Source organism: Streptomyces sp. NPDC043870 (assembly GCF_056435785.1).
In genome coordinates, this window is the sequence record NZ_JBWKDT010000023.1 from 51,756 (window position 1) to 78,571 (window position 26,816).

Annotated in this window: 24 protein-coding genes and 1 pseudogene; 10 read left to right on the top strand and 15 right to left on the bottom strand. The window is 71.5% G+C overall.

From position 1 onward, the window contains the following. Window positions 1-156: 156 nt before the first annotated feature. Window positions 157-540, bottom strand: a complete 384-nt coding sequence (locus AC0699_RS25310; RefSeq protein WP_478664252.1) for a hypothetical protein — start codon at window positions 538-540, stop codon at window positions 157-159. A 120-nt stretch (window positions 541-660) separates the two neighbouring features. Between AC0699_RS25310 and AC0699_RS25315 the strand changes: the two genes are divergently transcribed. The 3 genes from AC0699_RS25315 to AC0699_RS25325 all read left to right on the top strand — a co-directional run bounded on the left by AC0699_RS25315 (window position 661) and on the right by AC0699_RS25325 (window position 3,848). Next, complete coding sequence (locus tag AC0699_RS25315) at window positions 661-2,283, top strand: penicillin-binding transpeptidase domain-containing protein (RefSeq protein ID WP_478664254.1); 1,623 nt, start codon at window positions 661-663, stop codon at window positions 2,281-2,283. Between the two features lie 234 nt (window positions 2,284-2,517). Next, a complete protein-coding gene (locus tag AC0699_RS25320; RefSeq protein WP_478664256.1) occupies window positions 2,518-3,006 on the top strand; it encodes a YbaK/EbsC family protein in 489 nt (162 codons plus the stop codon). Continuing rightward, entirely contained in the window at window positions 3,003-3,848 is an 846-nt protein-coding gene (locus AC0699_RS25325) for an EamA family transporter (protein ID WP_478664258.1), read from the top strand. Before AC0699_RS25320 ends, AC0699_RS25325 begins: the two co-directional genes overlap by 4 nt. A gap of 13 nt (window positions 3,849-3,861) precedes the next feature. Here the strand turns inward: AC0699_RS25325 and AC0699_RS25330 are convergent, their stop codons facing one another. The 6 genes and pseudogenes from AC0699_RS25330 to AC0699_RS25355 all read right to left on the bottom strand — a co-directional run bounded on the left by AC0699_RS25330 (window position 3,862) and on the right by AC0699_RS25355 (window position 8,808). Further along, the gene (locus AC0699_RS25330) at window positions 3,862-4,632 is read right to left on the bottom strand and encodes an SDR family NAD(P)-dependent oxidoreductase (RefSeq protein ID WP_478664262.1); all 771 of its coding nucleotides are present in this window, start codon (window positions 4,630-4,632) and stop codon (window positions 3,862-3,864) included. A 116-nt stretch (window positions 4,633-4,748) separates the two neighbouring features. Then, window positions 4,749-5,909, bottom strand: coding sequence for a serine hydrolase domain-containing protein (locus AC0699_RS25335; RefSeq protein ID WP_478664423.1), 1,161 nt, complete (start codon window positions 5,907-5,909; stop codon window positions 4,749-4,751). A gap of 152 nt (window positions 5,910-6,061) precedes the next feature. Beyond that, window positions 6,062-6,196: pseudogene (locus tag AC0699_RS25340) on the bottom strand (MarR family winged helix-turn-helix transcriptional regulator); the annotation flags it as partial. Next, entirely contained in the window at window positions 6,193-6,966 is a 774-nt protein-coding gene (locus AC0699_RS25345; RefSeq protein WP_478664264.1) for an energy-coupling factor ABC transporter ATP-binding protein, read from the bottom strand. The pseudogene AC0699_RS25340 and the gene AC0699_RS25345, both read right to left, overlap by 4 nt. Further along, window positions 6,963-7,724: a cobalt ECF transporter T component CbiQ gene (cbiQ, locus tag AC0699_RS25350; RefSeq protein ID WP_478664266.1), complete on the bottom strand. Its 762-nt coding sequence runs from the start codon at window positions 7,722-7,724 to the stop codon at window positions 6,963-6,965. Before cbiQ ends, AC0699_RS25345 begins: the two co-directional genes overlap by 4 nt. A 1-nt stretch (window position 7,725) precedes the next feature. Further along, a complete protein-coding gene (locus AC0699_RS25355; RefSeq protein ID WP_478664269.1) occupies window positions 7,726-8,808 on the bottom strand; it encodes an energy-coupling factor ABC transporter permease in 1,083 nt (360 codons plus the stop codon). Window positions 8,809-8,991: 183 nt separating this feature from the next. On the opposite strand from AC0699_RS25355, the gene AC0699_RS25360 reads away from it, so the two are divergent. Beyond that, complete coding sequence (locus AC0699_RS25360; RefSeq protein ID WP_469767206.1) at window positions 8,992-9,354, top strand: SsgA family sporulation/cell division regulator; 363 nt, start codon at window positions 8,992-8,994, stop codon at window positions 9,352-9,354. Window positions 9,355-9,398: 44 nt separating this feature from the next. Here the strand turns inward: AC0699_RS25360 and AC0699_RS25365 are convergent, their stop codons facing one another. Continuing rightward, window positions 9,399-11,564 carry an MMPL family transporter gene (locus AC0699_RS25365; protein WP_478664274.1) on the bottom strand — a complete coding sequence of 722 codons (2,166 nt, stop codon included), beginning with the start codon at window positions 11,562-11,564 and terminating at the stop codon, window positions 9,399-9,401. 240 nt (window positions 11,565-11,804) lie between these two features. After that, window positions 11,805-12,386, bottom strand: coding sequence for a TetR/AcrR family transcriptional regulator (locus AC0699_RS25370; protein ID WP_478664276.1), 582 nt, complete (start codon window positions 12,384-12,386; stop codon window positions 11,805-11,807). Window positions 12,387-12,542: 156 nt separating this feature from the next. Here AC0699_RS25370 and AC0699_RS25375 point away from each other — a divergent pair, with 156 nt between their 5' ends. After that, entirely contained in the window at window positions 12,543-15,845 is a 3,303-nt protein-coding gene (locus AC0699_RS25375) for a S41 family peptidase (protein ID WP_478664278.1), read from the top strand. Between the two features lie 83 nt (window positions 15,846-15,928). On the opposite strand, the gene AC0699_RS25380 is transcribed toward AC0699_RS25375, so the two are convergent. From AC0699_RS25380 to AC0699_RS25395, 4 genes are all read right to left on the bottom strand, one after another. Continuing rightward, a complete protein-coding gene (locus AC0699_RS25380; protein ID WP_453660858.1) occupies window positions 15,929-16,150 on the bottom strand; it encodes a hypothetical protein in 222 nt (73 codons plus the stop codon). Between the two features lie 97 nt (window positions 16,151-16,247). Then, window positions 16,248-17,138 (bottom strand): SDR family oxidoreductase, encoded by an 891-nt coding sequence (locus AC0699_RS25385; protein WP_478664279.1) that lies wholly within the window; start codon window positions 17,136-17,138, stop codon window positions 16,248-16,250. Beyond that, on the bottom strand, window positions 17,135-18,211 hold the full coding sequence (locus AC0699_RS25390; protein WP_478664281.1) for an alpha/beta fold hydrolase: 1,077 nt from the start codon (window positions 18,209-18,211) through the stop codon (window positions 17,135-17,137). Before AC0699_RS25390 ends, AC0699_RS25385 begins: the two co-directional genes overlap by 4 nt. Continuing rightward, window positions 18,208-19,764, bottom strand: coding sequence for a flavin-containing monooxygenase (locus tag AC0699_RS25395; protein WP_478664284.1), 1,557 nt, complete (start codon window positions 19,762-19,764; stop codon window positions 18,208-18,210). Before AC0699_RS25395 ends, AC0699_RS25390 begins: the two co-directional genes overlap by 4 nt. 198 nt (window positions 19,765-19,962) lie before the next feature. Here AC0699_RS25395 and AC0699_RS25400 point away from each other — a divergent pair, with 198 nt between their 5' ends. Further along, complete coding sequence (locus AC0699_RS25400) at window positions 19,963-20,583, top strand: MerR family transcriptional regulator (RefSeq protein ID WP_478664427.1); 621 nt, start codon at window positions 19,963-19,965, stop codon at window positions 20,581-20,583. Window positions 20,584-20,657: 74 nt separating this feature from the next. On the opposite strand, the gene AC0699_RS25405 is transcribed toward AC0699_RS25400, so the two are convergent. Further along, entirely contained in the window at window positions 20,658-21,659 is a 1,002-nt protein-coding gene (locus tag AC0699_RS25405; RefSeq protein WP_478664287.1) for a DUF6528 family protein, read from the bottom strand. A gap of 203 nt (window positions 21,660-21,862) precedes the next feature. Next, window positions 21,863-22,672, bottom strand: coding sequence for an exodeoxyribonuclease III (locus tag AC0699_RS25410; protein ID WP_478664289.1), 810 nt, complete (start codon window positions 22,670-22,672; stop codon window positions 21,863-21,865). Between the two features lie 52 nt (window positions 22,673-22,724). On the opposite strand from AC0699_RS25410, the gene AC0699_RS25415 reads away from it, so the two are divergent. From AC0699_RS25415 to AC0699_RS25430, 4 genes are all read left to right on the top strand, one after another. Beyond that, the gene (locus AC0699_RS25415) at window positions 22,725-23,204 is read left to right on the top strand and encodes a GNAT family N-acetyltransferase (protein ID WP_478664291.1); all 480 of its coding nucleotides are present in this window, start codon (window positions 22,725-22,727) and stop codon (window positions 23,202-23,204) included. Between the two features lie 130 nt (window positions 23,205-23,334). Beyond that, complete coding sequence (locus AC0699_RS25420; RefSeq protein ID WP_478664292.1) at window positions 23,335-24,285, top strand: trypsin-like serine peptidase; 951 nt, start codon at window positions 23,335-23,337, stop codon at window positions 24,283-24,285. 241 nt (window positions 24,286-24,526) lie between these two features. Next, entirely contained in the window at window positions 24,527-25,696 is a 1,170-nt protein-coding gene (locus tag AC0699_RS25425; protein WP_478664294.1) for a lactate 2-monooxygenase, read from the top strand. Continuing rightward, window positions 25,693-26,667, top strand: a complete 975-nt coding sequence (locus AC0699_RS25430; RefSeq protein WP_478664296.1) for a 2-hydroxyacid dehydrogenase — start codon at window positions 25,693-25,695, stop codon at window positions 26,665-26,667. The genes AC0699_RS25425 and AC0699_RS25430 overlap by 4 nt, the downstream gene beginning before the upstream one ends. Window positions 26,668-26,816 lie beyond the last annotated feature (149 nt).

The window sequence follows — 26,816 nt, forward strand, 5'->3', positions numbered from 1 at the left end:
GGAAGTAGCCTTCCCCAGCATGGCGGCACCAGGACCGGCATGAATTGCCAGCAGTTCTTAGCTCCGCCGCCCATCCGCCCCGGGTGATTGCCCCACAATCACCCGGGCTTTGGGTATTGCGGGAAACCACACACCGTCCGCGTCCCAGGCCGCGTCCTAGCGGTTCGGCGCGGACCCGGGTGCGTCGTCCGGCATGAGGGCGGCGATGTCGGAGAACTGTCCGACCGTGACCAGACGGGCCCTGGCACGGACCCGGCCCGGCGTCTCGGGGTCGTAGAAGGCCCTGCCGCCGTTCCACACCGGGGACCGGGTGGCGAAGTACAGGACGCCCTGGAGCTCCACCGGCACGGACGCCGTCGGCGCACGGCGGTCCCGACAGCCCGGGCAGGTCCTGGACGCGCCCGGCGGCCGTCCGCCCGTGACGTAGTACGACAGACGGTCCAGGTGCATGTTGGAGCCGTAGGACGCGTACCAGACCTGGCGCGGGGCAGCGGCTGAGCGGCGGGGCGCGGTCCGTTCGATGATGCGCGGGTTGTTCATGGGGTGTGCACTACCCCGTGCCCCACCCTGCCGACGGCACATTCCGGTAACGACCGCCTCTCCCGTCACAACCGCCGCCTACCGTAAAGGCACAGGGGAAACGGGGAGGGAATCTCAGAAATGCGCAGTGGAGCCAAAGTCGCCATCATCGGCGGAGTGTTCGTCCTGTTCGCCGGCGGAGTGAGCTACGGCGCGTACAACGTGCTGAACGGCGGAGGGGGCGGCGGCGGTCCGGAGACCAAGTCCGCGTCCGCGCCGAAGTCGGGGCCGCTGAGCGCCGACGAGATCCGTACGACCGCGAAGGACTTTCTCGCGGCGTGGGCGGGAGGCGAGGCACCGCTCGCCGCGCAGCTCACCAACAACGCCGCGGACGCGGAGCCCACCATCGCCTCGTACCAGGAGAGCGCGCATGTCACCGATGTGAAGATGAAGCAGGGGGCGGCGGCCGGCACGAAGGTGCCGTTCACGGTCAGCGGCACGGTCTCGTACGAAGGGCAGAGCAAGCCCTGGACGTACGCCTCCGAACTCACCGTCGTGCGCGGGGTGACCACCGGGCGGCCGCTCGTCGACTGGACGCCCTCCGTGATTCATCCGCAGCTCGGCGAGAACGAGCAGCTCAGGACGGGCCCCGCGGCCGCGCCGCCGATCAAGGCCGTCGACCGCGACGGCGAGGAGCTGACGAAGGAGAAGTACCCCTCGCTCGGGCCGGTGCTGGACGAACTGCGGCAGAAGTACGGCGAGAAGGCCGGTGGCAAGGCGGGGGTGGAGCTGGTCATCAGCGGCGGCGCCGACACGCCGGACACGACGCTCCTGACGCTCTCCAAGGGCGAGCCGGGCGAGCTGCCGACCACTCTGGACGCAGACGTCCAGGCCGCCGCCGAGAAGGCGGTGAGACGGTACAGCGAGGCGTCGGTCGTCGCCATCAGACCGAGCACGGGTGAGATCCGCGCCGTGGCCAACAACCGCAAGGACAGTTTCAACGCGGCGCTGCGCGGCAAGCAGGCGCCCGGCTCGACGATGAAGATCGTGACGGCCGCGCTGCTGCTGGACAAGGGACTGGTCGCCGCGGACCGGAAGGCGGAGTGCCCGAAGGATGTGATGTACCAGGGCCGGACCTTCCACAACCTGGACAACTTCGACATCCCGAAGGGCACGTTCACGGAGAGCTTCGCGCGCTCCTGCAACACCGCGTTCATCAAGCAGATCGACGAGGTCGACGACGACGCTGCGCTGGCGAGCATCGCGCGCGACACCTTCGGTATCGGGCTCGACTGGCAGACCGGGGTGCCGACCGTCGACGGCAGCGTGCCCGAGGCGAACGGCGGCGAGGCGGCGGCGCAGTACATCGGGCAGGGCACGGTCCAGATGAACGCCCTCAACATCGCCTCCATCACGGCGACGGCGAAGAACGGCGGCTTCAAGCAGCCGGTCATCGTGCCGCGTTCGCTGGACGACCGCGAACTGGCCACCGCGACCCGGCCGCTGTCGGGTTCGGTCTGGCGTCAGCTGCGGGACATGATGCGGGCGACCGCGAACTGGGGTACGGGGGCCAAGGCGATGGCCGGCGTCGGCGGTGACAAGGGCGCGAAGACCGGGTCGTCGGAGGTGGACGGCCAGGCCACGTCCAACAGCTGGTTCGCCGGGTTCTCCGAGGACCTGGCGGCGGCCGCGGTGGTGCAGGCCGCCGGGCACGGCGGGGACGCCGCGGGGCCGGTGGTGGCGTCGGTGCTGAAGGCGCGCTGAGCCGGTACTGCCGGGAACGGAGCGGCCGGGAGCCGGTCCGTTCCCGGCCGAAGGCAGCCCGGCGAAGAGGTGGTCCGGCCGAAGGCAGCCCGGAGCGAAGAGGTCCGGCCGGAGACGCAGCCCGGCGAAAGGCAGCCCGGAGCAAGGTCGTCCGGCCGAGACGCAGCCCCGCCGAGGTGGCCGGGCCGAAACGCGGTCGCATGGCCCGTACAGCTACCGCTAGCGTGACGGGCCATGAGCACTCCTGAGACCCATGCCCATCCCCGGTTCGCGGAGGCCCTGCGCGAACTCGCCCTGGAGGTCGAGGTCGTCCGCTTCCCGGACGCCACGCGTACGGCGGCCGAGGCGGCCGCCGCCATCGGCTGCGATGTCAGCGAGATCGTCAAATCGCTGATCTTCGAGGCGGACGGGGTGCCGGTGCTGGTGCTGATGGACGGCTCCTCGCGGGTGGACGTGGAGCGGGTACGGCATGAGCTGGGCGCGTCGGCGGTCAAGCGGGCGAACGCGGAGCTGGTGCGCGAGACGACGGGATACGCGATCGGCGGCGTACCGCCCTTCGGGCACAGGACGAAGACCCGGGTGCTGGCCGACCGCGGGCTCCTCGACCACGCCGTGGTCTGGGCCGCCGCCGGGACCCCGCACACGGTGTTCCCGCTCGACCCCAAGTCCGTGATCTCCCACTCCGGGGCCACGGTGGTGGACGTTCGCGAGCGCACCGCGTGAGCCTTCTGGTCGCGACGGCGGTCCTGATAGCCGCCGTCACGCACGCCTGCTGGAACGCGCTCGCCCACACCATCAAGGACCAGCTGATCGCCTTCACGCTCATCGTCGGCGGCGCGGCGGTGATCGGCGCGGTGACTGCCTGCTTCACCCCGCTGCCACGGCCTGCCGCCTGGCCCTGGCTCGTCGCGTCGGCCCTGCTCCACGTCGGCTACCAGGCGCTGCTGATGCGGTCGTTCAGCCTGGGCGACTTCGGCCAGATGTACCCGATCGCGCGCGGCACGGCCCCGCTGGTCGTCACCGTCCTCGCGGTCGTTTTCGTCGACGAGACCCTGGGCTTCTGGCAGCTGACCGGCGTCGCGGTCGCCTCCGCGGGCCTGGTGGGCGTGGCCCTGTGGGGTATCAGAGGTTCCACCCCCCACTGGCCCGCGCTGCTGGCCGCCGTCGCGACGGGCCTGTCGATCGCGGCGTACACGGTCGTCGACGGCATCGGCGTCCGTGCCTCCGGCTCGTCGATCAGCTACATCGCCTGGCTGATGATCCTGGAGGGCATCCTCGTCCCGGCCTACGCCTACCACCGCCTCCGCGGCGAGCTGCTCCCCCGCCTGCGCCCGCACGCGACCCGCGGCCTCCTCGGCGCGGCGCTGTCCATCTCCGCGTACGGGCTGGTCCTGTGGGCCCAGACCCGCGCGCCCCTGGCCCCGATCGCAGCGCTGCGCGAATCCTCGATCATCGTCGGCGCCGCCATCGGCGCGCTCTTCTTCAAGGAACGCTTCGGGGGTCCGCGGATCGCGGCGGCGGGACTGATGGTGGTCGGGATCGGCCTGATGCTGCGGGCGGGCTGACGACGGCGCTCGCTCAGCCGTCCGAAACGGCCTGCATGAAGCCCGTGTTCACCGCCAGCAGACCCCCGTCCACCCGCAGGCTCGTGCCGGTGATCCAGGACGCGTCGGAAGAGGCCAGGAACGCCACGGCCGCCGCGATGTCGTCCGGGGTGCCGACGCGGCCCAGGGGGTAGACGCGGTTGAGGGCGTCGAGCTGGTGCTCGCGGTCGGACCAGGCGGGGGTGCGGATCGTGCCCGGGGTGACCTGGTTGACGCGCACTCCGCGCGGGGCGGCGTCGCCGGCGAGGGTGCGGGTGAGGGAGGCGAGACCCGCCTTGGCCGCGCTGTAGGCGTGGTTGCCGAAGTCCTGCTCGGCGTTGACGGAGCCGATGTTGACGATCGCGCCGCGGCCGCCCGCCTTCGCGAGGTGCGGCAGCGCGGCGCGGGCGCACCGGAAGGCGCCGGTGAGGACCGTGTCGAGGTCCTGCTGCCAGGTGTCGTCGGGCTGGTCCTCGAAGAGCGGGGTGTCGGGGGCGCAGGTGTAGGCGTTGTTGACGAGGACGTCCAGGGTGCCGAACTGCTCGACGGCGTACGCCACGGCCGCCTCGACGGCGGCGCGGTCGGTCACGTCACAGGGGAAGGAGGCGGCACGCGGGATCGTCCGGGCGGTGGCCGCGGCACGCTCGCCGTCCAGGTCGGTGACCAGGACACGGGCGCCCTCGGACGCCAGTCTGCGCGCAGTCGCTTCGCCGATGCCCTGTCCCGCTCCGGTGATCAGTACGCCGTAGCCCTCGAAACGATCCACGGTTTTCCCTTCGCGATGCGGACACGGTCACCCCGGCCGGCAGCGCCTGCCGGGGTCGGGCCCTGGGTCGGCGCAGCCGCTCTCCGGAACGGTGCCCCCGGAAAGCACACCGTCGATCATGTCGCGGAGCGGACCGCCCGCACCAGAGCCTGTGCACGCGGATCCGCCGTGACCCCCTTGCGCATGCCGTTCGTGACGTACCCGAGCGCGATTCCCGACTCCGGGTCGGCGAAGCCCAGCGATCCACCGCGGCCCGGGTGGCCGAAGGAGCCGGTGCCGAGCAGCGGCGAGGCCGGGCCGTGCAGCATGTAGCCGAGGCCGAAGCGGGTGCCGACGACCAGGACCCGGTCGGGGCCGGCCGACTCCTCGGTGCGGGCGAGGGTGACGGTGGCGGGGGCGAAGAGGCGGTGGCCGTCGACCTCGCCGATCGTCGCCGCGTAGAAGCGGGCCAGCGCGCGGGCCGTGGAGATGCCGTTGGAGGCGGGGAGTTCGGCGGCACGGTAGAGCGGGTCGTTCTCGTCGGGCAGCGGGTCGATCGCACCGAAGGCCCGACGGGTGAGGGAGTCCGGGTCGCGGTAGGCCTCGGACACGGACCGCTTGGGCCGCAGTTTCAGTCCGCCGCCGGCCGCCGTGGGCGGTTCCTCGACCGGGCCGAGCCGGCCGACCCGGTGGGCCTCGTCGGCGGGCAGCCCTATCCAGAAGTCCAGGCCGAGCGGGCGGGCCATCTCCTCCGCCGTCCAGCGTCCGATGGTGCGGCCGGTGACCCGGCGGACGAGTTCGGACAGCAGCCAGCTGTAGGTCTGCGCGTGGTAGCCGTGGTCGGTGCCCGGCTCCCAGGCCGGGGTCTGAGCGGCGACGGCCCGTGCCCCGGACGCACCGTCGGTGGCCTCCGCGACGGTGAGCGGGCGGTCGAGCACGGGCAGCCCGGCCCGGTGCGACAGCAGATGCCGTACGAGCACCCGTTCCTTGCCCGCCGCCTTGAACTCCGGCCAGTACGTCCCCACCGGCGCGTCCAGGTCGAGCTGCCCGCGCTGGTGCAGCAGCAGTGGTACGGCCGCGGCGAAGCCCTTGGTCGCCGAGCGGACGACCTGGGCGGTGTCCACGGCCCACGGGTCGGTCCCGTCGACGTCCCGGTTCCCGGCCCACAGGTCGACGACCTTCACGCCGTCGCGGTAGACGGCGACGGCCGCCCCGCGCTCCCCGCGCTGCTCGAAGTTGCGTACGAAGGCGTCCCGGACCGGCTCGAAGCCGTCCGCCACCGTGCCCCGGACGTCCACGTCCACGCTCCCCGCTCCCCGTTTCCTGTCCCGATCGTCGCTTGTACCCATGGTGCAACGTGGTCGGGCGTACCCGGATTCCGGGTCGGTCACGGACTCAGCTCAGGACGATGGAGACGTCGATGTTGCCGCGCGTGGCGTTCGCGTACGGGCAGACACTGCGGACAGCTGAGGCCGGGCTCGTCGGGGAGCGGACGGTACGCCGCCGTGACCGCGCGCCGCGCCGCGCACGGCGCGAAGCACAGCTGGTCGTCCAGCAGCAGCGATGCGGGCGTCGTCGCACTCAGGCACCCATGGTCACTGCACGCGGATCGAAGCCGAACGGCAGCTCCAGCCGGTGCGCACCCATCAGCTCCGCGTCGCCGAGCAGGTCCTGGGTACGGCCGTCGGCCGCGATCACGCCCTCGCTGAGGATCACCGAGCGCGGGCACAGCTCCAGCGCGTACGGCAGATCGTGCGTGACCATCAGCACGGTGACGTCCAACGACCGCAGGATGTCGGCGAGTTCGCGGCGCGAGGCGGGGTCGAGATTGGACGAGGGCTCGTCGAGGACCAGGATCTCCGGCTCCATCGCGAGGACGGTCGCGACCGCGACGCGGCGGCGCTGACCGAAGGAGAGGTGGTGCGGCGGGCGTTCGAGGTACTCGGCCATGCCGACCTGGTCGAGCGCCTCGCGTACCCGCTCCTCCAGCTCCGCGCCGCGCATCCCGGCCGCCGCCGGGCCGAAGGCGACGTCCTCGCGCACGGTCGGCATGAACAGCTGGTCGTCGGGGTCCTGGAAGACGATGCCGACCTTGCGGCGGATCTCCGCCGTGTGCTGCTTGCCGACGGGCAGCCCGGCGACGGTGACCGAGCCGGCGCCGCCCGTGAGGATGCCGTTGAGGTGGAGGACGAGGGTCGTCTTGCCGGCCCCGTTCGGCCCGAGCAGGGCGACCCGCTCACCGCGCGCGACGGTCAGATCGACACCGAAGAGGGCCTGGTGGCCGTCGGGGTAGGCGTACGCGAGGCCGCGTACTTCGAGGGACGGCGGGACGGCGGCCGCGGGGAGCGAGGTCATAGGGTCCAGCCAAGCAGACAGACGGCGAGTGCCGAGAGCGGGAGCATGCCGGCGTACGCCCACTGCGCGCGGGACGCGGTCACCTCGTCGATCACCGGCATGGTCCCCGCGTAGCCGCGGCTGACCATGGCCAGATGCACCCGCTCACCGCGCTCGTAGGAACGGATGAAGAGCGCGCCCGCGGACTTGGCGAGCACGCCCCAGTGGCGGACGCCGCGCGCCTCGAAGCCGCGCGAGCGGCGGGCGATGGACATGCGCCGCAGCTCGTCGGTGATCACATCGCCGTAGCGGATCATGAAGGACGCGATCTGCACCATCAGCGGGGGCAGTTTGAGACGCTGCAGACCGAGCAGCAGGGAGCGCAGCTCGGTGGTCGAGGCGAGCAGTACGGAAGCGGCGACGCCCAGCGTCCCCTTGGCGAGGATGTTCCAGGCGCCCCACAGTCCGGGGACGGAGAGGGAGATCCCGAGCCACTCGGTCCGCTCGCCCGGCACCACGAAGGGCATGAGCAGCGCGAAGGCGACGAACGGGATCTCGATCAGCAGCCGGCGGAGCAGAAAGCCCGCCGGGACACGGGCCACCGCGGTGACCACGCCCAGCAGCACGGCGTACAGGCCGAAGGCCCAGACCGCCTCGCGCGGGGTGGAGACCACGACCAGGACGAAGCCCAGCGCCGCGGCGATCTTGCAGTGCGGCGGCAGGGCGTGCACCGGCGAGTGCCCGTGCCGGTAGAGCTTGTGAGCGTGGCCCGCACCCATCTCAGACGGTTTCCTTCGTAGCCTCGGCCATCGGCTCGTCCCGACGGCGGCGCTTGACCGCCCAGAAGACGCCGCTGCCGACCGCGACGGTCGCGCCTACGCCGATCACACCGGCCAGACCGCCGGAGACCCGCGCGTTCTCGACGTCCTTGACGCCGTAGTCTGCGAGCGGGGAGCCGGCCGCCGCGTGGTCCTCGACGTTCTCGTCGATGCCCTTGTCCGCGGCGACCTTCTCCAGGCCGTCGGGGCTGGCGGAGGCGTAGAAGGAGACGAAGCCGGCCAGCACCAGGGAGGTCACCAGGCCCGCGATCCAGAGGGGACGCGGGGACCGGGCGTCGTGGGCGGGCGCGGCAGCCGGCTCGGCATCCACCAGGTTGCCGCCGACGCGCAGCTGGAGCGGCGTGGAGAGCCCGCGCGCGCCGTACACGAGGTCGGGGCGCACGGCGATGACGGCACCGATCGTCAGCATCGTGATCACGGCCTCGCCGATACCGATCAGGACGTGTACGCCGACCATCGCGCTGAGGACCTTGCCGATCGGTACGTCCGTGGTGCCGCCGATCGCGTAGATCAGGGTGAAGGCGGCGGCCGCGGCGGGTACGGAGACCAGGGCCGCGACGAAGGAGGCGGCGGTCACCGAGCGGCGGCCGCGCGGCAGGACCTTGACGAGGCCTCGGAAGAGCGCGTACGCGACGACGACGGTGATCACGCCCATCACCGTGATGTTGACGCCGAGCGCGGTGAGGCCGCCGTCCGCGAAGAGGATGCCCTGGAGCAGCAGGACGACGGCGACGCACAGCACACCCGTACAGGGCCCGACGAGGATGGCCGCCAGTGCGCCGCCCAGCAGATGACCGCTCGTACCGGCCGCGACCGGGAAGTTGAGCATCTGCACGGCGAAGATGAAGGCGGCGACAAGTCCGGCCAGTGGTGCGGTCCGCTCTCCCCCATGGCCCAGGGCAGGGGCGGCGGTCCCGCCGAGCTCACGACGGGCGCCGCGCAGGCAGACGGCGACGGCACCGGCCGCCACGACTCCCGCCGCGGCGGAGACTGGCAGGTTGATGAATCCGTCGGGGACATGCATGGCGGGCTCCGCTTTTCGGGGTCAGGCCGATGGGCCTGGCTGGTCAACCGTCCGATGATGCGCCCTGTTGCGAACTCTTTGCAAGAGCGCCCGAACGTCAGGAGCGAGCGCCCCGCCTGGGCCTCTCGCTCGAAAATATGCGACATTAGAGGACAAACAGCACCAAATGTGAGGAGCCGATCGATGTCCCCCGCTGTCGAGAGCCCCTCTGTCGAAGAGCGTGTGAAGGCCCGGATCGTCAACGACGCCCCGCAGTACCGGTCGGTGCACGTCGCCCTCCGCTACGAACCCGAGCGGGACCCCGCCAAGGTCCGCTTCGTCTTCCCGAGCGGTATCGAATGGAGCTTCCCGCGCGAGCTGCTGGAGACCGGTCTGCGCGCCCCCGCGCGCCGCGGCGATGTCGCGGTCTGGCCGTGCGGCCGTGCCCAGGTGGTGGTCGAGTTCCACTCGCCGGAAGGTGTCGCGGTGATCCAGTTCGACACCCGCCGCCTCGTGCGCTTCCTGCGCCGCTGTTACGCGGAAGCGGCCGCGCCCGCCACCACGTGACGGACACGGCCACCCCGACGGGGACCCTCGACGGGTCCGGGTGATCAGACGCGCACCAGCTCGCGCTCGTCGTCGGAGCCGGCGGCCGCCGCGTCGTTCTTCCGCAGCTGCTCACCCTCCACGTCCACGCTCGGCAGCGCCCGGTCCAGCCAGCGCGGCAGCCACCAGGCCCGCCGCCCGAGCAGCGCCAGCACCGCCGGCACGATCGCCATGCGGACCACGAAGGCGTCGAAGAAGACGGCGATCGCGAGGCCGAAGCCGATCATCTTCACCATCTGCTCGCTCGACCCGATGAAGCCCGCGAAGACCGCGATCATGATCACCGCGGCGGCGGTGACCACGCGGGCGCCGTGCCGGAAGCCGGTCACGATCGCCTGGCCCGGCCGCTCCCCGTGGACATACGCCTCACGCATCCGCGTGACCAGGAAGACCTCGTAGTCCATGGCCAGACCGAAGACGACACCCACCATGAAGATCGGCATCATCGACATGATCGGGCCGGTCTGCTCGACGCCGAAGAGCGAGCCGAGCCAGCCCCACTGGAAGACCGCGACGACCGCGCCGAGAGCGGCGACCACCGAGAGCAGGAAGCCGAGCGCCGCCTTGAGCGGGACGAGGACGGACCGGAAGACGACCATCAGCAGCAGGAACGCGAGGCCGACGACGAGCGCCAGGTAGGGCAGCAGCGCGTCGTTCATCCGCTGCGAGAAGTCGATGTTCATCGCGGTGGCGCCGGTGACGTGGACATTGTCGCCGCTGGTGTCCCGGATGGTGTGGACGAGCTTCTCGGTCCCGGTGGAGCTGGGCCGCTCCTTCGGGATGACGGTGATCATCGCCGTGTCACCCGCCTTGTTGTACGTGGCGGGGGTGACGGCCACGACGCCGTCGAGCTTCCGGATGTCCTTGGCGGTGCGGTCCGCCGCGGCCTTGCCGCCGTCGACGACGACGAGCAGCGGGCCGTTGAAGCCGGGCCCGAACCCGTCGGACAGCAAGTCGTACGCCTTGCGCTGGGTGGTGCTGGTGGGCTGGGAGCCGTCGTCCGGCAGACCCATCTCCAGCGACCCGGCGGGGACGGCGACAGCGCCGAGGCCGAGGACGCCGAGCAGCAGCACGGCGACCGGGCGGCGCAGCACGAACCTCGCCCAGCGGGTGCCCATGTTGGGCTTGTCGCTGCTGACGGCCTTGTTCTTGCGGACCTTGCGGCCGAGGACCTGCTTGCCGGCGAAGCCGAGCAGCGCCGGTATCAGGGTGAGCGCGATGAGGACGGCGATCGCGACCGTACCGGCGGCGGCGAACCCCATCTTGCTGAGCATCGGGATGTTGACGACGGCGAGGCCGACGAGGGCGATGACGACGGTCAGTCCGGCGAAGACGACGGCCGAGCCCGCGGTGCCGACGGCCCGTCCCGCGGCTTCCTCTCGCTCCCGGCCCTCGGCCAGTTCGGCGCGGTAGCGGGAGACGATGAACAGCGCGTAGTCGATGCCGACCGCGAGGCCGATCATCGTCGCGAGCGTGGCGGTGGTGGAGCCGAGGTCGAGCACGTTCGCGAGGGCGGTGATGGTGGAGACACCGATACCGACACCGATGATGGCGGTGAGCAGCGGCAGCCCGGCCGCGACGAGCGAACCGAAGGTGATCAGCAGCACGACGGCGGCGATGGCGACACCGATGACCTCGGAGGCACCGGTCTCGGGTGCGGCCTGCAGCGCGTCACCGCCGATCTCGACGGTCAGCCCGGCGGCCTTCGCCTTCTCGCCCGCTCCGGTGAGCGCCTCCCGGGTCTTCTCGGTCAGCTCCATGCCGCTGACCTTGTACGAGACCTGGGTGTAGGCGACGGTGCCGTCCCGGCTGACCGCCTTGGCCTGGTACGGGTCGACGACCGAGGCGACCTCGTCCGAGCCGGACCTGAGGTCGGCGACGACCTTCTTGACCTGGGCCTTGTTGGCCGGGTCGGTCATCTTCCCGCCGTCGGGAGCCTTGAAGACGACCCGCGCGGTGGCGCCGTCGGCGTTCATGCCGGGGAAGCGCTCCTCAAGGAGGTCGAAGGCCTTCTGGGCCTCCGTCCCCGGCATGGAGAACGAGCTGGACGTGGCGGTGGGCGCGGAGGCCGCGCCGAAACCGGCGATCGCGAACAGCGCCACCCAGATCAGGGCGACAAGTCGGCGGCGCCTGAAGGCGAACCGCCCGAGTTTGTACAGGAACGTGGCCACGAGTACGGACTCCCGGTCAGGTCGTTGGGACAACAAGAGGGCAGGCATGACCAGCCCGACGACGTGAGCGGTGCGCGTCAGGTGGGGCTTGAGCTGTGCTTTCCGGGAGACGATCCCCGGGCTCCCGGCCGTGACGACGGGCCGGGGGCTCGAACGCCGACGGCGGGGAGACCGTCGTGTCCTGGTGTTGCCGCTCCGGGGGTCAGCCCCCGGCCTCGCGGCCGCGGTTGCGGTCCGAGGTCATCGGACGCCCAGCGCGGGGAGCACCACGGCGTCGAGGTATTCGCCCAGGAAGCCCTGGTTCATGGGCTGATCCTGGATCAGCGGGTGGGCGAGGAAGGCGCCGACCAGCATGTGCGAGAGGTACTTCAGCGCGGGATTGTCCGCGGCGAGCTCACCGCGGTCGATCGCCCGCTGCAGCATCGCGTCGAGTCCGGTCATCTCGGGTTCGATGAACAGTTCACGCAGTGCCTTCAGCAGATCTTCGTTCTCATGGACTGCTCGGGCGAGGCCCCGCATCAGCGCGGTGTCCCGCTCCATCTGGCAGTCGTCCGAGCGCGCCACCATCTCGTGGAAGTCGCCGCGCAGACTGCCGGTGTCGATGGCCGAGACGTCGACCGGTGCGCTGTGCCGCATCGCCCTGGCGACCAACTCCGGCTTGCCCCCCCACTGGCGGTAGAGGGTGGCCTTGCTGGAGCGGGTACGGGCCGCGACGGCGTCCATGGTGAGGGCGTCGTAGCCGACCTCACGCAGGAGGTCGAGCACGGCGTCGTACAGCTCGGCCTCGCGCTCCGGCGTGAGCCTGCTGCGTGCCGCTGCCATACCTGCCTCCTCCCGAACGAAACGGTTTCGTACAGCACGAAGATACCCCCGGGCCCAGCGAAACGAAACCGTTTCGTACGTGTCCTGGGCCACAGAACCCGTCCACAAGTCGCCCCACAAGTTGCCGCACCCCTCCGGCGCGGAAAGCATTGGAAGGTGAGTGAAGACCTCGCATACCTCCGTTTTCCGCATCTGCACGACGACTTGCTGTGCTTCGCGGCCGAGGACGACCTGTGGGTCGCGCCCCTCGTCCCCGAGGGCCACACACCGGGCCGCGCCTGGCGGGTGACCGTCGACCGCACCCGGGTCGGCCACCCCCGCTTCTCGCCCGACGGACGCCATATCGCCTACACGACCTGGCGCAGCCTCGATCCCGAAATCCATCTGGTGCCGGTCGACGGCGGCCCCGGACGGCGGCTCAGCTACTGGGGGTCCACCGACACCCGGGTGTGCGGCTGGGACCCGGACGGCAACATCCTCGCCGTCTCCTCGCACGGCCAGCCGTTCTCGTACTTCTCCTGGGCCTACAAGGTGCCCACCGACGGCGACCCCGGCAAACGCCTCCCGTGGGGACCCGTCGCCGACATCGCGGTCGCCGATGTCGGCGGCAAGCACAGCACCCTCCTGCTCACCGGGAAGCCGCCGCACGAGCCGGCCTCGTGGAAGCGGTACCGGGGCGGGGCGATGGGGCGGCTGTATCTGCTCGGGGAGCGCTTGCTGCCCGACATCGGGGGCCATCTGGACTGCTGCATGTTCGTGGGCAGCCGCATCGCGTTCCTCTCCGACCACGAAGGCGTCGGGAATCTCTACTCCTGCCTGCCCGACGGCACGGACCTGCGCCGCCACACCGACCACGACGCCTTCTACGCCCGGCACGCCTCCAGCGACGGCCGCCGGGTCGTCTACCAGTGCGCCGGCGACCTGTGGATCGTCGACGACCTGGCGGCGGACGCGGAGCCGCGGAAGCTGGAGATACGGCTCGGCGGCCCGCGCGCCGGACGGCGTCACTACCAGGTCCCGGCCGCCAACCACGTCGACGGCCTCTCCGTCGACACGACGGGCCGGGCCAGCGCCGTCTCCGTACGCGGGAGCCTGTACTGGCTCACGCACCGCGACGGCCCGGCGCGGACCATCGCCGACACCCCCGGCGTGCGGGTGCGGCTGCCGGAGATGCTCGGCAGCGGCGGTCAGGTCGCGTACGTCACGGACGCGGACGGCGAGGACGCGATCGAGATCGCGTACCTGCCCCGGGCGAGCGGTGACCGTGCGCCGCGCCGGCTGGCCTCCGGGGAGCTCGGACGGGTGCTGGAGCTCAAGGCGGACCCGGCCGGGCAGCGCCTCGCGATCGCCTCGCACGACGGGCGGCTGCTGCTGATCGACATGTCCGAAGAGACGACAGAGATGGCAGAGACGGCTGCCGCCGAGGGTGCGGAGGAGCCCCCCGCGGAGGTCATCGAGCTGGTCAGGTCCGACAACGGGCCGGTGCGCGATCTCGCCTTCTCCCCCCTCGGGAACTGGCTGACCTGGTCGCACCCGGGCATCGGACGTTCTCTGCGACAGATCAAGATGGCCCGGATAGACGGTTCCGGCCCCCGTACGGTCGTCGACGTCACCAACGGCCGCTTCGAGGACGAGAATCCGGTCTTCACCCGCGACGGGCGCTATCTGGCCTTCCTGTCCTGGCGCGGCTTCGACCCGGTCTACGACGTGCACACCGGGGACCTGTCGTTCCCGCTGGGCTGCCGGCCGTATCTGGTGCCGCTGTCGTCGGCGACCCCGTCGCCGTTCGCGCTGCTGCCGGACGGGCGGCCGGCGGCCGGAGGTTTCGATCCGGCAGAGGCCGACACCGTGGAGGGCGCGGCCACGGTGGAGGTGGAGGGCCTGGAGAACCGGGTCACTCCGTTCCCGGTGTCCGCGTCCAAGTACTCCGCGCTCCATCCGGTCAGCGGCGGCGGTCTGGTCTGGCTGCGCTGGCCCATCTCGGGCGCGCTGGGCGAGACGTTCGCGAACCCGGCCGATCCTTCGCCCCGGCCGACCCTGGAGCACTTCGACATCACCAAGGCCCGCAAGACCGAACTCGTCCAGCATCTCGACTGGTTCGCGGTGAGCGGGGACGGCTCGCGGCTGGTGGTCGTCGACGACGGCGAGCTGCGCGCGCTGCCCGCGACCGAGACCGGCGACAGCGACTCGACCGTCTATATCGATCTGCGCCGGATTCTGCACGAGGTGGATCCGGCGGCGGAGTGGCGTGGTGCGTTCGACGAGGCGGGCCGTCTCATCCGCGCGTACTTCTGGGAGCCGCAGATGTGCGGCATCGACTGGGACTCGGTGCTGGACCTGTACCGCCCGCTGGTCGAACGCGTCGCCTCGCCCGACGAGTTCGCCGATCTGCTCCGCGAGGTGCTGGGCGAGCTGGGCACCTCGCACGCCTACGTCACCCCCGCGCGCCGCAACGAGGGACCGCCCCACTACCAGCGGGCGATGGGCCTGCTCGGCACCAACTTCGTACGCCGGGAGGAGGGCTGGGTCGTCAAGCGGATCCTGCCCGGTGACTCCTCGGACTCCAAGGCACGCTCCCCGCTGGCCGGTACGGGGATCCGCGAGGGGGCCGTGCTGACCCATGTCGACGGGCGGCCCGTCGACATGGTGACCGGGCCGTATCCGCTGCTGTCGGCGGCGGGCGGGACGACCGTGGAGCTGACCTTCCAGCTGGCCGAGGGCGAGGGCCACGCCCGGCGGGTCGCGATCGTGCCGCTGGTGGACGAGCGTCCGCTGCGCTACCAGGACTGGGTCGCCAAACGCCGTGCCGTCGTACGGGAGATCAGCGGCGGCAAGTGCGGCTATCTCCACATCCCGGACATGGGCGGTTCCGGCTGGGCACAGTTCAACCGGGACCTGCGGATGGAGATGTCCCGGCCGGCCCTGATCGTGGACGTACGCGGCAACGCGGGCGGCCACATCAGCGAGCTGGTCATCGAGAAGCTGATCCGCCCGATTCTGGGCTGGGACCTGACGCGCAACGCCCAGCCCGTCTCGTACACCTCGAACGCACCGCGCGGACCGGTCGTCGCGCTCGCGGACGAGGCGACGTCGTCGGACGGCGACATGATCACTGCGGCGTTCCGGCTGCTGGGTCTCGGCCCCGTGGTGGGTCAGCGCACCTGGGGCGGGGTGGTCGGGATGACCGGCCGGCACCGTCTCGGGGACGGCACGGTGATCACGGTGCCGATGAACGCGGCGTGGTTCGACGCGTACGGCTGGTCGGTGGAGAACCACGGGGTGGCGCCCGACATCTTCGCGGAACGCCCCCCGCTCGACTGGGCCGAGGGCAGGCGCACCGATCTGGAGACCGCGGTCCAAGTCGCCCTCGACCGGCTCGAACAGCACCCCGCGGCAACGCCTCCCGGGTACGCGGACGTCCCGGACCTGCGCCGCCCGAAACTGCCGCCGCGCACCTGACCCCGCACGCAGGCGGGCGGATGGCAACAGCGAAAAGGGGCGCACCCCGTGCACAGGGTGCGCCCCTTCGCCGGCCGCTGACGTCAGGCGTCGTAGTCCTGGTCGAAGCGGTCCTGGGCCTCCTGCTGAAGCCGGCGCGCCTCGTCGTTCGACTGCTCCCGGCCGCGCTCCTGCTGCGGACGCTGCTGCTGCGGGCGCTTCTTCTGGGAACGCTGCGACGCCTCTTCCTTGGCGTTGCCCGGCTTCTGCCGCGACTGCTCCTTGAGCTGCTGCGACTTGTCCTTGAACTGGTCCTGGATGCCCATCTGGTTCACTCCTAGAAGGGTGTTCGAGGTGAGAGGGCCTTGCCGGCCCCCTGGGCCTCGACCAGCCTGGCATGCAGGGACATTGCTCGCATTTCGATCAGTAACGCTCCGTACGCCCGCCGCGTTCCTGCTCGTCAGCGGCGCCTCCGGCGCCCACCAGTCCCTTGCCGACCCCGGCCAGCCGCGGCTCGAAGCGCCGCATCTCGCGCTGCCCGACGGCCGCGATCAGACCTGGCAGATAGCCGCGCAGCGACTGCATCCCGCCGAGCCACCACTGCGCGTACACATGCGCCTTGCGCCGCTCGATCCCGGCGACGATCCGGTCTACGGCGGGGCCGAGCGGATACGTACGGTTCGACGGCCACGGCAGCCGCTGCCGCAGTTCCCGCATCACCTCGTCCTGGTCCGCGCCGCGCACCATGTCCGTGTCGGTCCAGGACAGATAGCCGACCCCGACCCTGACGCCCTTGTACGCGACCTCGGCCCGCAGACTGTGCGCGAAGGCCTCCACGCCCGACTTGGAGGCGCAGTACGCCGTCATCATCGGGGCCGGGGTGATCGCGGCGAGCGAGGCAATCTGCAGGAAGTAGCCCCGGCTCTCCATCAGTACCGGCAGGAACGCGCGGCACGTGACCGCGCTGCCGATCAGATTGACCTCGATGACCCGCCGCCAGGCCTCCGGATCGGAGTCCACGAACGGACCGCCGGACGCCACACCCGCGTTGGCGACGACGATATCGACCTTGCCGAAGCGCTCCTTGACCTCCTGGGCGACGCGCGCCATCGCCTCGTGGTCGGTGACATCGGCGTGCCAGTGGTCGCAGTCGGTGTGCAGCCGCCCGGCGACCGCCTTCAGCTCGTCCGGCTCCAGACCCACGAGCGCGACCTTGGCTCCGCGCGCGGACAGTTTGCGGGCCAGCAGCTCACCGACACCGCGCGCCGCTCCCGTGACGACGGCGACCTGTCCTTCGAGACTGACCTTGCTCATGCGTCCCCCTCATTGTTCTCGCCCAGAGCCTTCGGCCTGGGGGTGCCCCCGTCTCCGCCCTCCCCCGCAGCCTGCGGCGCGGGAGGTGCCCCCAGGCGCAGAGGTGCGGGCATCGTCGCCGTCCGCGGCCCGGCGGCCGCGCGTGCGTCGCTCACGATCGGCTCCTTCTTCACGTAAGCGTCCACCAGCGTACGGATCTGCGCGGTGACCGCCTCCGGGGCTTCCACCGGGGTCATGTGTCCCATTCCCGCGAGTTCGACGAGGCCCACGCATTCCGGCAGCGCGGCCGCGAGCCCGCGGGCGTGGACGATCGGGGTGAGCCGGTCGGCGGTGCCCGCGACGACGGCCGTGGGCACCGTCAACTCCCGTACGCCCGCGTCGAGATCGAGCTCGGCAAGGACGTGCGCCCAGGCCACCCGGGTCGGGCGCGGGCACGCGTGCACGATGCGCGCGCACTCGGCGATCCGCTCCGGAGCCGAGCCCGGCCCCATCGTCCCGTACCTCAGGATCCGCTTGGAGACCGGAGTGACCGGACCGAGCGGGGCGCGCGAGCCGAGGATCGCACGGGTGATCCGGGTGCGCGCACGCCCCGGCCGCATCGGCACCACCAGCGACTCGGCGACGAGATCCGAGCTGCCGGTGCTGCACAGCAGCGCGGCGGCCGCGTGCTCCTCGAACTTCGGCCGTCCGGCGGCTGCCATGAGCGTCATCCCGCCCATGGAGTGCCCGGCCAGCACGGCCTTCGTGCCGGGTTCGAGCGAGGCGGCGAGCACCGCCTCCAGATCGTCGGCGAGGGCGCGGGTGCTGTGACCGCCCTTCGCGACGGCCGGGGTACGCCCGTGTCCGCGCTGGTCGTACACGATCACGCGATGACCGGCGGCCAGGTCCCGTATCTGCGCCGCCCAGAAGTGGGTGGAGCAGGTCCAGCCGTGGGCGAGGACGACGGCCGGCGCGCCCTCGGGGCCGTGCAGCTCCACATGGATACGGGAGCCGTCGGCGGAGACGGCGGTCAGTTCGTGCTCGGCGACGGGCGGGGCGGGGGCAGCGCCGGTCCTCTTCATCAGGCGGCTCACGCGCTCTCCTCCCCCACGGTCACGGCGACGGACCCGGTGGACCCGGCGGACTCGGTGGACCCGGCCGCGGCCGCATGGGTACGGGGCGGGCGGATCACCTCGTACTCCGCGAGGTCCACCTCTCGCGTCTCGCGCCGGAACTCCCCTGTCGTTCCCGGCCAGATGGTGGTGTTGCGGCCGCTCGCGTCCAGGTACCAGCTGGTGCAGCCGCCCGTGTTCCAGACGGTGCGCTTCATGCGTTCCTGCACCCGCCGGTTCCACGCGCCGACGGCGGACGGTCGCGCGCCGAGCGCCACCCGGCCTCCGAGGACGTCGATCTGCCGCATGTAGTCGGCCATGTAGTTCAGCTGGGACTCGATCATCAGGATCATCGAGCTGTTCCCGAGGCCGGTGTTGGGGCCGATGATCGTCATCCAGTTGGGGAATCCGGCGGCGGTGGCGCCGCGCAACGACTCCATGCCACCCTTCCACGCCTCGGCGAGGGTGTTCCCGTCGGCGCCGACCACCCGCTCGGCGATCGGCAGGTCGGTGACATGGAAGCCGGTCCCGAAGATGATCGCGTCGACCTCTGTCTCCGTGCCGTCGGCGGCGACGACCGTCGACCCGCGGATCTCCGTCAGTCCGGACGCGACGACGTCCACATTGGGTTTGGTGATCGCCGGGTAGTACTCGCTCGACAGCAGGATCCGCTTGCAGCCGATGCGGTACGAGGGTGTCAGCTTCGCCCGCAGCGCCGGGTCCTTGACGGCCTTGGCCATGTTGGCCTTGGCGAGCGACTCGATCAGACCCAGCTCGTTCGGCCGCTTGGTGAACGCGCTGACCTGCAACTCCCTGATGCCCCAGAGCAGCCCCCGGCGCGCGGTCCCGGTGAACGGCAGCTGTCGGTGCAGCCAGCGCTCGACTCCGCTGATCCGCCGGTCCATACGCGGCATCACCCATGGCGGGGTGCGCTGGAACAGCGTCAGCTTCCCGGCCTCCGGCTGGATCGCCGGCACGATCTGGATCGCGGACGCGCCGGTCCCGATCATCGCGACGCGCTTTCCGCGCAGGTCGTAGTCATGGTCCCAGCGGGCCGAGTGGAAGACCTTGCCGGGGAAGTCGGCGAGCCCGGGGATCTCGGGGATCTTCGGCTCGGAGAGCGGCCCGGTGGCCGACACCACGACGTCCGCCGTCAGGGCCCCGGCCGAGGTCTCGATCTCCCAGCGCAGCTCGTCGCCGTCCCAGCGCATCATCGTCACTTCGTGGTTGAAGCGGATGTGCGGGCGGAGCCGGAAGGTGTCGGTGACATGCTCCAGATAGGCGCGGATGTGCTCCTGCCCGGAGAAGGTGCGCGGCCAGTCGGGGTTGGGCGCGAACGAGAACGAGTAGAGGTGGGACGGTACGTCGCAGGCGCATCCGGGATAGCTGTTGTCCCGCCAGGTCCCGCCGGCCGAGTCCGCCCGCTCCAGGACGACGAAGTCGGTGATCCCTTCGCGGCGCAGCCGGACCGCGGCACCGAGGCCACCGAATCCGGATCCGATCACCGCCACCCGTACGTGCTCGTGCTGGCCCATGCCGCCGCCTCCCGCAGACTCCTGCTGACTCCGCCGAACCGTGCCAGCAATCACTGGCATGATGGGGAGAGTAGAGCTTCTCGATACCCAGCGGTAGATGCCGAACCAAACAAGTTACCGGCGGTACAACATAGGCTTGCGGACGTGACGGACGTGACGGACGAGCAGCGCAAGGCTCGCGAAACCCGCGAGTACCGCATGGAGGAGCTGGCCAAGGAGGCCGGCATCACGGTGCGCACCCTGCGCTTCTACCGCGAGCGCGGGCTGATTCCGCCACCCCGCAGGGAAGGCCGTATCGCCTGGTACAGCGACCAGCACCTGGCCCGGCTGCGCACCATCGCGGCCCTCCTGGAGCGCGGCCACACCTTGAGCGTCATCGCCGACCTCGCCACCGCCATCGAGAGCGGCCGGGACGTCGGCGAGGTGCTGGGCCTCGGCGAGCCGACCGAGGAGACGCCGGTCCGCCTCACACCGGCGGAGCTCGCCGACTACTTCGAGGGCGAGGTCACCGCGGAGAACCTCATGGCCGCGCTCGATCTCGGCTATCTGGCCACCGACGGCGACGAGATCGTCCACATCAGCCGCCGGCTGCTGGACGTCTCGTCCGCGCTGGTGAAGGAAGGCGTGCCGCTTGCGGCCGTACTGGCGGCGGGCCGCGAGGTACGGGCCCACGCCGACGCGCTGGCCGCCCTGTTCACCGACCTGCTGCGCACCCATGCCGCCGGGGACGAGGACGTCACCCGGCTCCGCCCCCTCGCCAAGAGCGTGGTGGAGGCGGAGCTGTCGATGGCGCTGGACCGGCGACTGCGCGAACCCTGAGGCAGGCCACAGGCCGGGGCACTCCTTGGGGCGGTCCGGCGATCGAGGACTGGGGGTCCGGGGCGAAGCCCGGATCAAGGGGCGGGCAGCCACCAACGCGCCTTGTAGATGCCGCCGTTGACCAGCCGGTACGTCCCGTCCGGCCGGTGGACCGTCACGTTCCGCGTCCACCAGGTCTCTTCGAGCCCGCTCTCGGGCACGGTGGAAGCGACCTGCCCGGTCACAGGGTCGTTCCCGACCGCCTTCACATCCGCTCGGCTGATCTTCGCGGCGCCCGCGAAGTCCTGCATGAACGCCCTTCGGCTCTTGGAGTACTGGTGGACGGCCGAGCCGGTGGTCACCCAGAGCCGGTCGGGCCGTCCCGCGACCTGCAGCAGATCGTGCCCGTGCGGGCCGGGCAGCGGCACCTCGAAGCTCTTGGTGAGCGTCGGCTCCGCGGCCGTGCCGCCCGGCTTCAGCGCCACCAGCCGGTCCCCGCCGAGTGCCCACAGCACCTTGCGCCGCGCGTCCCACTGAAGCCCGTGCGCGTCGTCCAGCGTGTACGAGGCGAACGGCACACCGACCGGGCCCTGCGAGGCCGCGTAGAGCCTGACCACGTCACCCGTGCTGCCGGCGACGGCCACATTGCCGTCGGGCAGCAGCTCGATGCTGTGCGGATTGTGCTCGATGGTGCCGGGCGAGAGCGTGTCGCCCCAGTAACGCCTGCCGGACGGATACTCGACGACCGCGGCGAAGCCGAACGACGCCGTGGTGAGTACGTAGGTCCGTCCCCGGAAGACGCGCACCTTCGCCTCGTCCGGGTACACCCAGCTCCTGGCCGGCGCCATGTCGGCGTACCGGGGATCCCCGAGCGGCGAGAACGCCCACTTGACGACGGACGGATCAGTCTGTGGATCCCAGGTCCGGCGCGCCCCGTCGAGCAGCAGGATGCGCTTGGACGCCTGGTCGGTGACGAGGAGGTCCGGGGCTCTGCCGCCCGGCGGAGGGGCGGGCGCCACCGCCAGAAGGCAGAGCGTCAGCCCTCCGACGAGCGCGGCCCTGAGCGTACGTACGCGAAGAACTCGGCGAATTCGCACGGCCCCTGAGCCTGCCGGACACCGCCCTGCAGGTCACGTACCGAAACAGCCAACCTGCGAACCGCCGGACTGCGAACCGCCGGACTGCGAACCGCCGGACTGCGAACCGCCGGACTGCGAACCGCCGGACTGCGAACGGCGGGCAGCGTACCGCGGTCAGCGGACGGCAGGCAGCGGACCGCCCGCGGCGAACGGCGGGGCCGCTACACCTCGAAGACCGCGGTCACCGGCGCATGGTCGCTCCACCGCTCGCCGTGGCTCGCCGCCCGCTCCACATACGCCTTCACGCACTTCCCGGCAAGGCGGGGCGTCGCGACGAGCAGGTCGATGCGCCAGCCCGTGTCGTTGTCGAAGGCCCGGCCACGGTACGACCACCAGGAGTACGGCCCCTCCTGGTCGGGATGCATCGCGCGTACGACGTCGACGTACCCGGCCCCGGTCCCGCCGTCGGCGTAGACGCGGCCGAGCCACTCGCGCTCCTCCGGGAGAAAGCCGGAGTTCTTCTTGTTGCCCTTCCAGTTCCTGAGGTCGGCCTCCTGGTGGGCGATGTTCCAGTCGCCGCAGACCAGGACGTCGCGCCCGTCGGCCGCCGCCCGCTCCTTCAGGCCCTTGAGATACGGCAGGAACTCGTCCATGAACCGCGTCTTCTCGTCCTGCCGCTCGGTGCCCACCTCGCCCGAGGGGAGGTAGAGGCTGGCCACCGTGACGCCGGGCAGGTCGATCTCGACGTACCGGCCGCTCCCGGCGAACTCCTCACTGCCGAAGCCGGTCCGTACCGCGTCCGGCTCGCGCCGCGAGTAGACGGAGACGCCCGCGCGCCCCTTGGCGGCGGCGGGGACGTGGACCACGTGCCAGCCCTCGGGGTCCCGCACCTCTTCCGGGAGCTGGTGCGCCTCGGCCCGTACCTCCTGCAGGCACAGGACATCGGCCGAGGTCTCCGCCAGCCACTCCACGAAGCCCTTCTTCGCGGCGGCGCGCAGACCGTTGACGTTGACGGTGGTCACAGTGAGCATCCCGGCACAATATCCGAGAGACACCAATGCGCATAGTTGTACGATGCTTCGCATGGATATCCGGCCGACTCTTTTCGACCACCCCGACGCCGTCAAGCTCAACGACCAGGTGCAGCTCGAATACGCCGCGCGCTACGGCGACGAGGGCGACGCCACACCGCTCGACGCCTCGATGTTCGTCCCGCCCCGCGGACTGTATCTGCTCGCGTACGACCCGCTGGGCCGCCCGGTCGCCACCGGCGGCTGGCGCTCACAGGACGAGAACGAGGAGGGATACGCGGACGGCGACGCCGAGCTCAAGCGGATGTACGTCGTCCCCGAGGCCCGGGGTCTCGGTCTCGCCCGGCGCATCCTCGCGGCGCTGGAAGAGGACGCGCGCGCGGCCGGCCGGCGCCGGATGGTGCTGGAGACCGGCACCGCCCAGCCCGAGGCGATCGCGCTGTACACGTCCAGCGGCTACGCGCAGTGCGCCAAGTTCGGCCACTACCGGGACTACGAGAACAGCCGCTGCTTCGCCAAGGCGCTCGCATGAAACCCTTGACGCGCCCCTGACAGAACCCGCGTCTTCGTGGCACGCTGCCTCACGCACGCCGATCCGCACCGTTCTCATCCCCCACCCTGCCCGGCGCCACCCGGCCCGGGCACGGCAGAAGGAGACATGCGTGAGACGCCATCGCACAGCCGCGGGCATTCTGTTAGCCGTCGGCGCACTGCTCACGGGCGGACTGTCCGCCGCCGGCGCGGCCAGTGCCGCCACCCCGGTCCCCGCTCGCACCGCCTCGGCCGCGGAACAGCACCAGGCCCGCGCCTTCTGGACCGCCGAGCGGATGCGCGGGGCCACCCCGCTCGATCTGCTGCTGACCCCGAGCGCGGCGAAGACCCTCAGGGCCCCGAAGCCCGCCGCCGAGACCACGACCGTCGCGCCCACCGCCTTCCCGCAGGCGGGCGGCCCCTGGACCGGCGCCGGTGCGGTCGTGAAGACCTCGGGCCGGGTGTTCTTCACCTTCCAGGGCCGCACGGCGTCCTGTTCCGGCAACGCCGTGACCAGCCAGAACGCCAGCACGGTCATCACGGCCGGGCACTGCGTCAAGTACCAGGGCAGCTGGCACACCAACTGGGTCTTCGTGCCCGCGTACAACAACGGCCAGGCCCCGTACGGCCAGTGGACCGCGTCCAAGACCCTCACCACCCCGCAGTGGGAGGCGAGCGAGGACATCAACAACGACATCGGCGCGGCGGTCGTCGCCCCGCTGAACGGCCAGAAGCTGACGTCGGTCACCGGCGGGCAGGGCATCCAGTTCAACGGCGGCTACAACAAGCAGATGTACGCCTTCGGCTTCCCGGCCGCGTCCCCGTACGACGGCACGAAGCTGATCTACTGCAGCGGGAACAGCTCCAAGGACTGGCTGTTCACGCAGGACCACAGCCTCGGCTGCAACATGACGGGCGGCTCCAGCGGGGGCCCCTGGTTCACCGGCTTCAGCGAGGCGACCGGCACCGGCCTGCAGGTCTCGGTGAACAGCTTCGGCTACGTCTTCCTGCCCAACCGCATGTTCGGACCGTACTTCGGCAATGAGGCGAAGGCGCTGTACGACAGGGCGCAGGCGTCCTGAGGCGCTTCGGCAGGGGGGGGGGGGGGGGGGGCCCCCCCCCCGCCCCCCGCCACCCACGAATCCACCCCCCGCCCCCTCCCCCCCCCCCCCCCCCCCCCCCCCCCCCCCCCCCCCCCCCCCCCCCCCCCCCCCCCCCCCCCCCCCCCCCCCCCGCCGCACGACCATGGACGGAAGTGCCGGCCATCGCCATGATCGGCTCGTACAGCAGCGCAGTCTCAGCGACGAGAGGCGGAATGTACGGATGGCGACGCACTGGGCGGACTTCCAGTACGAGATCTATCTGAACGGCATGACGGGCGCCGTGCCCCGGCTGCCCACCGATCTGACCCGGCTGGAGGAGCTCGCCGAGCACCGGCTCGGCCCGGGCCCGGTCGGCTATGTGGCGGGCAGCGCGGGCAACGGCAGCACCACGCGCGCCAACCGGGCCGCGCTCGACCAGTGGCGGATCGTGCCGCGCATGCTGCGTGACGTGCACGAACGTGATCTGTCCGTGGACGTGCTCGGGCGCCCGCTCCCGGCACCGCTCGCCCTCGCGCCCATCGGCGTGCTGTCGATCATGCATCCGGACGCGGAGTGCGCCGCCGCGCGCGCGGCCGCGGCCCACGGCGTCCCGTACATCCTGTCCTCGGCGTCCAGCACGCCGATGGAGCAGGTCGCGGAGGCGATGGGCGACGCGGAGAGGTGGTTCCAGCTGTACTGGGCGAAGGACCGCGACGTGACGGCCAGCTTCCTCGCGAGAGCGAAGGCGGCCGGCTTCACGGCACTGATCGTCACCCTCGACACCCCGCTGCTGGCCTGGCGGCCCCGCGATCTCGACCAGGCCTATCTGCCGTTCCTGCACGGGGTCGGCACGGCCAACTACTTCAGCGACCCGGCCTTCCGGGCGGGACTCGCCAAGCCCGTGCACGAGGATCCGAACGCGGCCGTGATGCACTTCGTCGGGATGTTCGCCGACCCCGCCAAGACCTGGCCCGACCTGGCCTTCCTGCGCGAGCACTGGGACGGGCCGATCGTCCTCAAGGGCATCCTGCACCCGGACGACGCCCGCCGGGCCGCCGACGCCGGCATGGACGGCGTCGTCGTCTCGAACCACGGCGGCCGCCAGGTCGCCGGCTCCGTCGCCGCGGCCGACGCCCTGCCGCGCGTCGTCGAGGCGGCGGGCGACCGGCTCACCGTCCTCTTCGACAGCGGCGTACGCACCGGCGACGATGTCTTCAAGGCCCTGGCGCTCGGCGCCCGCGCGGTGCTCCTGGGCCGCCCGTACGCGTACGGCCTCGGCCTCGACGGACAGGCGGGCGTCGACCACGTCATCCGCTGTCTGCTCGCCGAGTTCGACCTCACGCTCGCGCTCTCGGGTCACGCGGGCCCGGGTTCACCGACCGCCGACGACCTCATCAAGGAATGCGCATGAGCCCCGCGAAGAACATCCTGGCGGTCATCTCGCCCCACGTCGGAGGCCGTACGGCCGGGGCCGCCCTCGCCGGTCTGTTTCCCGGCGCCCACGTCACGGTCGTCGAGGCGACGGACGAGGACCCGGCCGCCCTGCGCGAGGCGCACGTCATCATCACCGGCCTCGGGCCGGTGACCGCCGGTCACATCGCCGCCGCCCCCGCCCTGGAGATGGTCCAGTGCGCGAGCCACGGCTACGACTACGTCGACCTGGACGCCGCCCGCGCCCGCTCCGTCCCCGTCTGCAACATCGGCTCCAGCGGCGCGGAGAAGCAGAACGTCGCCGAGCAGACCTTCGCCCTCATGCTCGCCCTCGCCAAGCAGCTGATCCCCGCCCACACCGCCCTCGTCGACGCCGACTGGGCCCTGCCGCGCCTCCAGCAGTCCCTCACCGAGTTGTCCGGCAAGACCCTCGGCATCGTCGGCCTGGGCAGCATCGGCGAGGAAGTCGCCCGCCGCGCCGTCGCGTTCGACATGCACATCCTCTACGCCGGCCGGCGCCGCGTCCCGCCGGAGACCGAGGCCCGGCTCGGCGGCGCCCGCCACGTCCCTCTCGACGACCTCCTGCGCGCCTCCGACTACGTCACCCTCCACGCCCCCCTGACCAACGAGACCCGCCACCTCCTGGACGCCGGACGGCTCGCCCTCCTCAAGCCCACGGCCTTCGTCGTCAACACGGCCCGCGGGGCGCTCATCGACCAGGACGCCCTCGCCGACGCACTGGCCTCCGGCTCCCTGGCGGGAGCGGGCATCGACGTCTTCGACCCCGAACCCCCGACCGCCGCCCTCCGCCTCCTCAAGGCCCCGAACGTGGTCCTCTCCCCCCACGTCGGCGGCGTCACCCGCGAAACCCTGGTCCGCATCGCCCTCGCGGCCGTCCAGAACGTCATCGACCACCTGGACGGCAAGCCGCCGCGCGACGTCGTCCCGTAACCGGAACGAAGGAGTCCCGGGGGGGGCGGGGGGGGGGGGGGGGGGGGGGTGCCGGGGGGGGGGGGGCCCCCGGGGGTTGCCTCGCCAAACCCCGCCCCAAGTCTGGTGGTGACAAGGCGAGGAACAAGGGGGGGGGTTGTGGGAACTTG

Excerpts from the sequence above, each read along its gene's own strand:
- AC0699_RS25380 (WP_453660858.1), bottom strand. The coding sequence starts at position 16,150 with ATGGGCATCCAGGACCAGTTCAAGGACAAGTCGCAGCAGCTCAAGGAG.
- AC0699_RS25415 (WP_478664291.1), top strand. The coding sequence starts at position 22,725 with ATGGATATCCGGCCGACTCTTTTCGACCACCCCGACGCCGTCAAGCTC.
- AC0699_RS25360 (WP_469767206.1), top strand. The coding sequence starts at position 8,992 with ATGTCCCCCGCTGTCGAGAGCCCCTCTGTCGAAGAGCGTGTGAAGGCC.
- AC0699_RS25410 (WP_478664289.1), bottom strand. The coding sequence starts at position 22,672 with ATGCTCACTGTGACCACCGTCAACGTCAACGGTCTGCGCGCCGCCGCG.
- AC0699_RS25385 (WP_478664279.1), bottom strand. The coding sequence starts at position 17,138 with ATGAGCAAGGTCAGTCTCGAAGGACAGGTCGCCGTCGTCACGGGAGCG.
- AC0699_RS25430 (WP_478664296.1), top strand. The coding sequence starts at position 25,693 with ATGAGCCCCGCGAAGAACATCCTGGCGGTCATCTCGCCCCACGTCGGA.
- cbiQ (WP_478664266.1), bottom strand. The coding sequence starts at position 7,724 with ATGGGTGCGGGCCACGCTCACAAGCTCTACCGGCACGGGCACTCGCCG.
- AC0699_RS25400 (WP_478664427.1), top strand. The coding sequence starts at position 19,963 with ATGGAGGAGCTGGCCAAGGAGGCCGGCATCACGGTGCGCACCCTGCGC.
- AC0699_RS25370 (WP_478664276.1), bottom strand. The coding sequence starts at position 12,386 with ATGGCAGCGGCACGCAGCAGGCTCACGCCGGAGCGCGAGGCCGAGCTG.
- AC0699_RS25345 (WP_478664264.1), bottom strand. The coding sequence starts at position 6,966 with ATGACCTCGCTCCCCGCGGCCGCCGTCCCGCCGTCCCTCGAAGTACGC.
- AC0699_RS25425 (WP_478664294.1), top strand. The coding sequence starts at position 24,527 with ATGGCGACGCACTGGGCGGACTTCCAGTACGAGATCTATCTGAACGGC.
- AC0699_RS25310 (WP_478664252.1), bottom strand. The coding sequence starts at position 540 with ATGAACAACCCGCGCATCATCGAACGGACCGCGCCCCGCCGCTCAGCC.
- AC0699_RS25315 (WP_478664254.1), top strand. The coding sequence starts at position 661 with ATGCGCAGTGGAGCCAAAGTCGCCATCATCGGCGGAGTGTTCGTCCTG.
- AC0699_RS25320 (WP_478664256.1), top strand. The coding sequence starts at position 2,518 with ATGAGCACTCCTGAGACCCATGCCCATCCCCGGTTCGCGGAGGCCCTG.
- AC0699_RS25355 (WP_478664269.1), bottom strand. The coding sequence starts at position 8,808 with ATGCATGTCCCCGACGGATTCATCAACCTGCCAGTCTCCGCCGCGGCG.
- AC0699_RS25395 (WP_478664284.1), bottom strand. The coding sequence starts at position 19,764 with ATGGGCCAGCACGAGCACGTACGGGTGGCGGTGATCGGATCCGGATTC.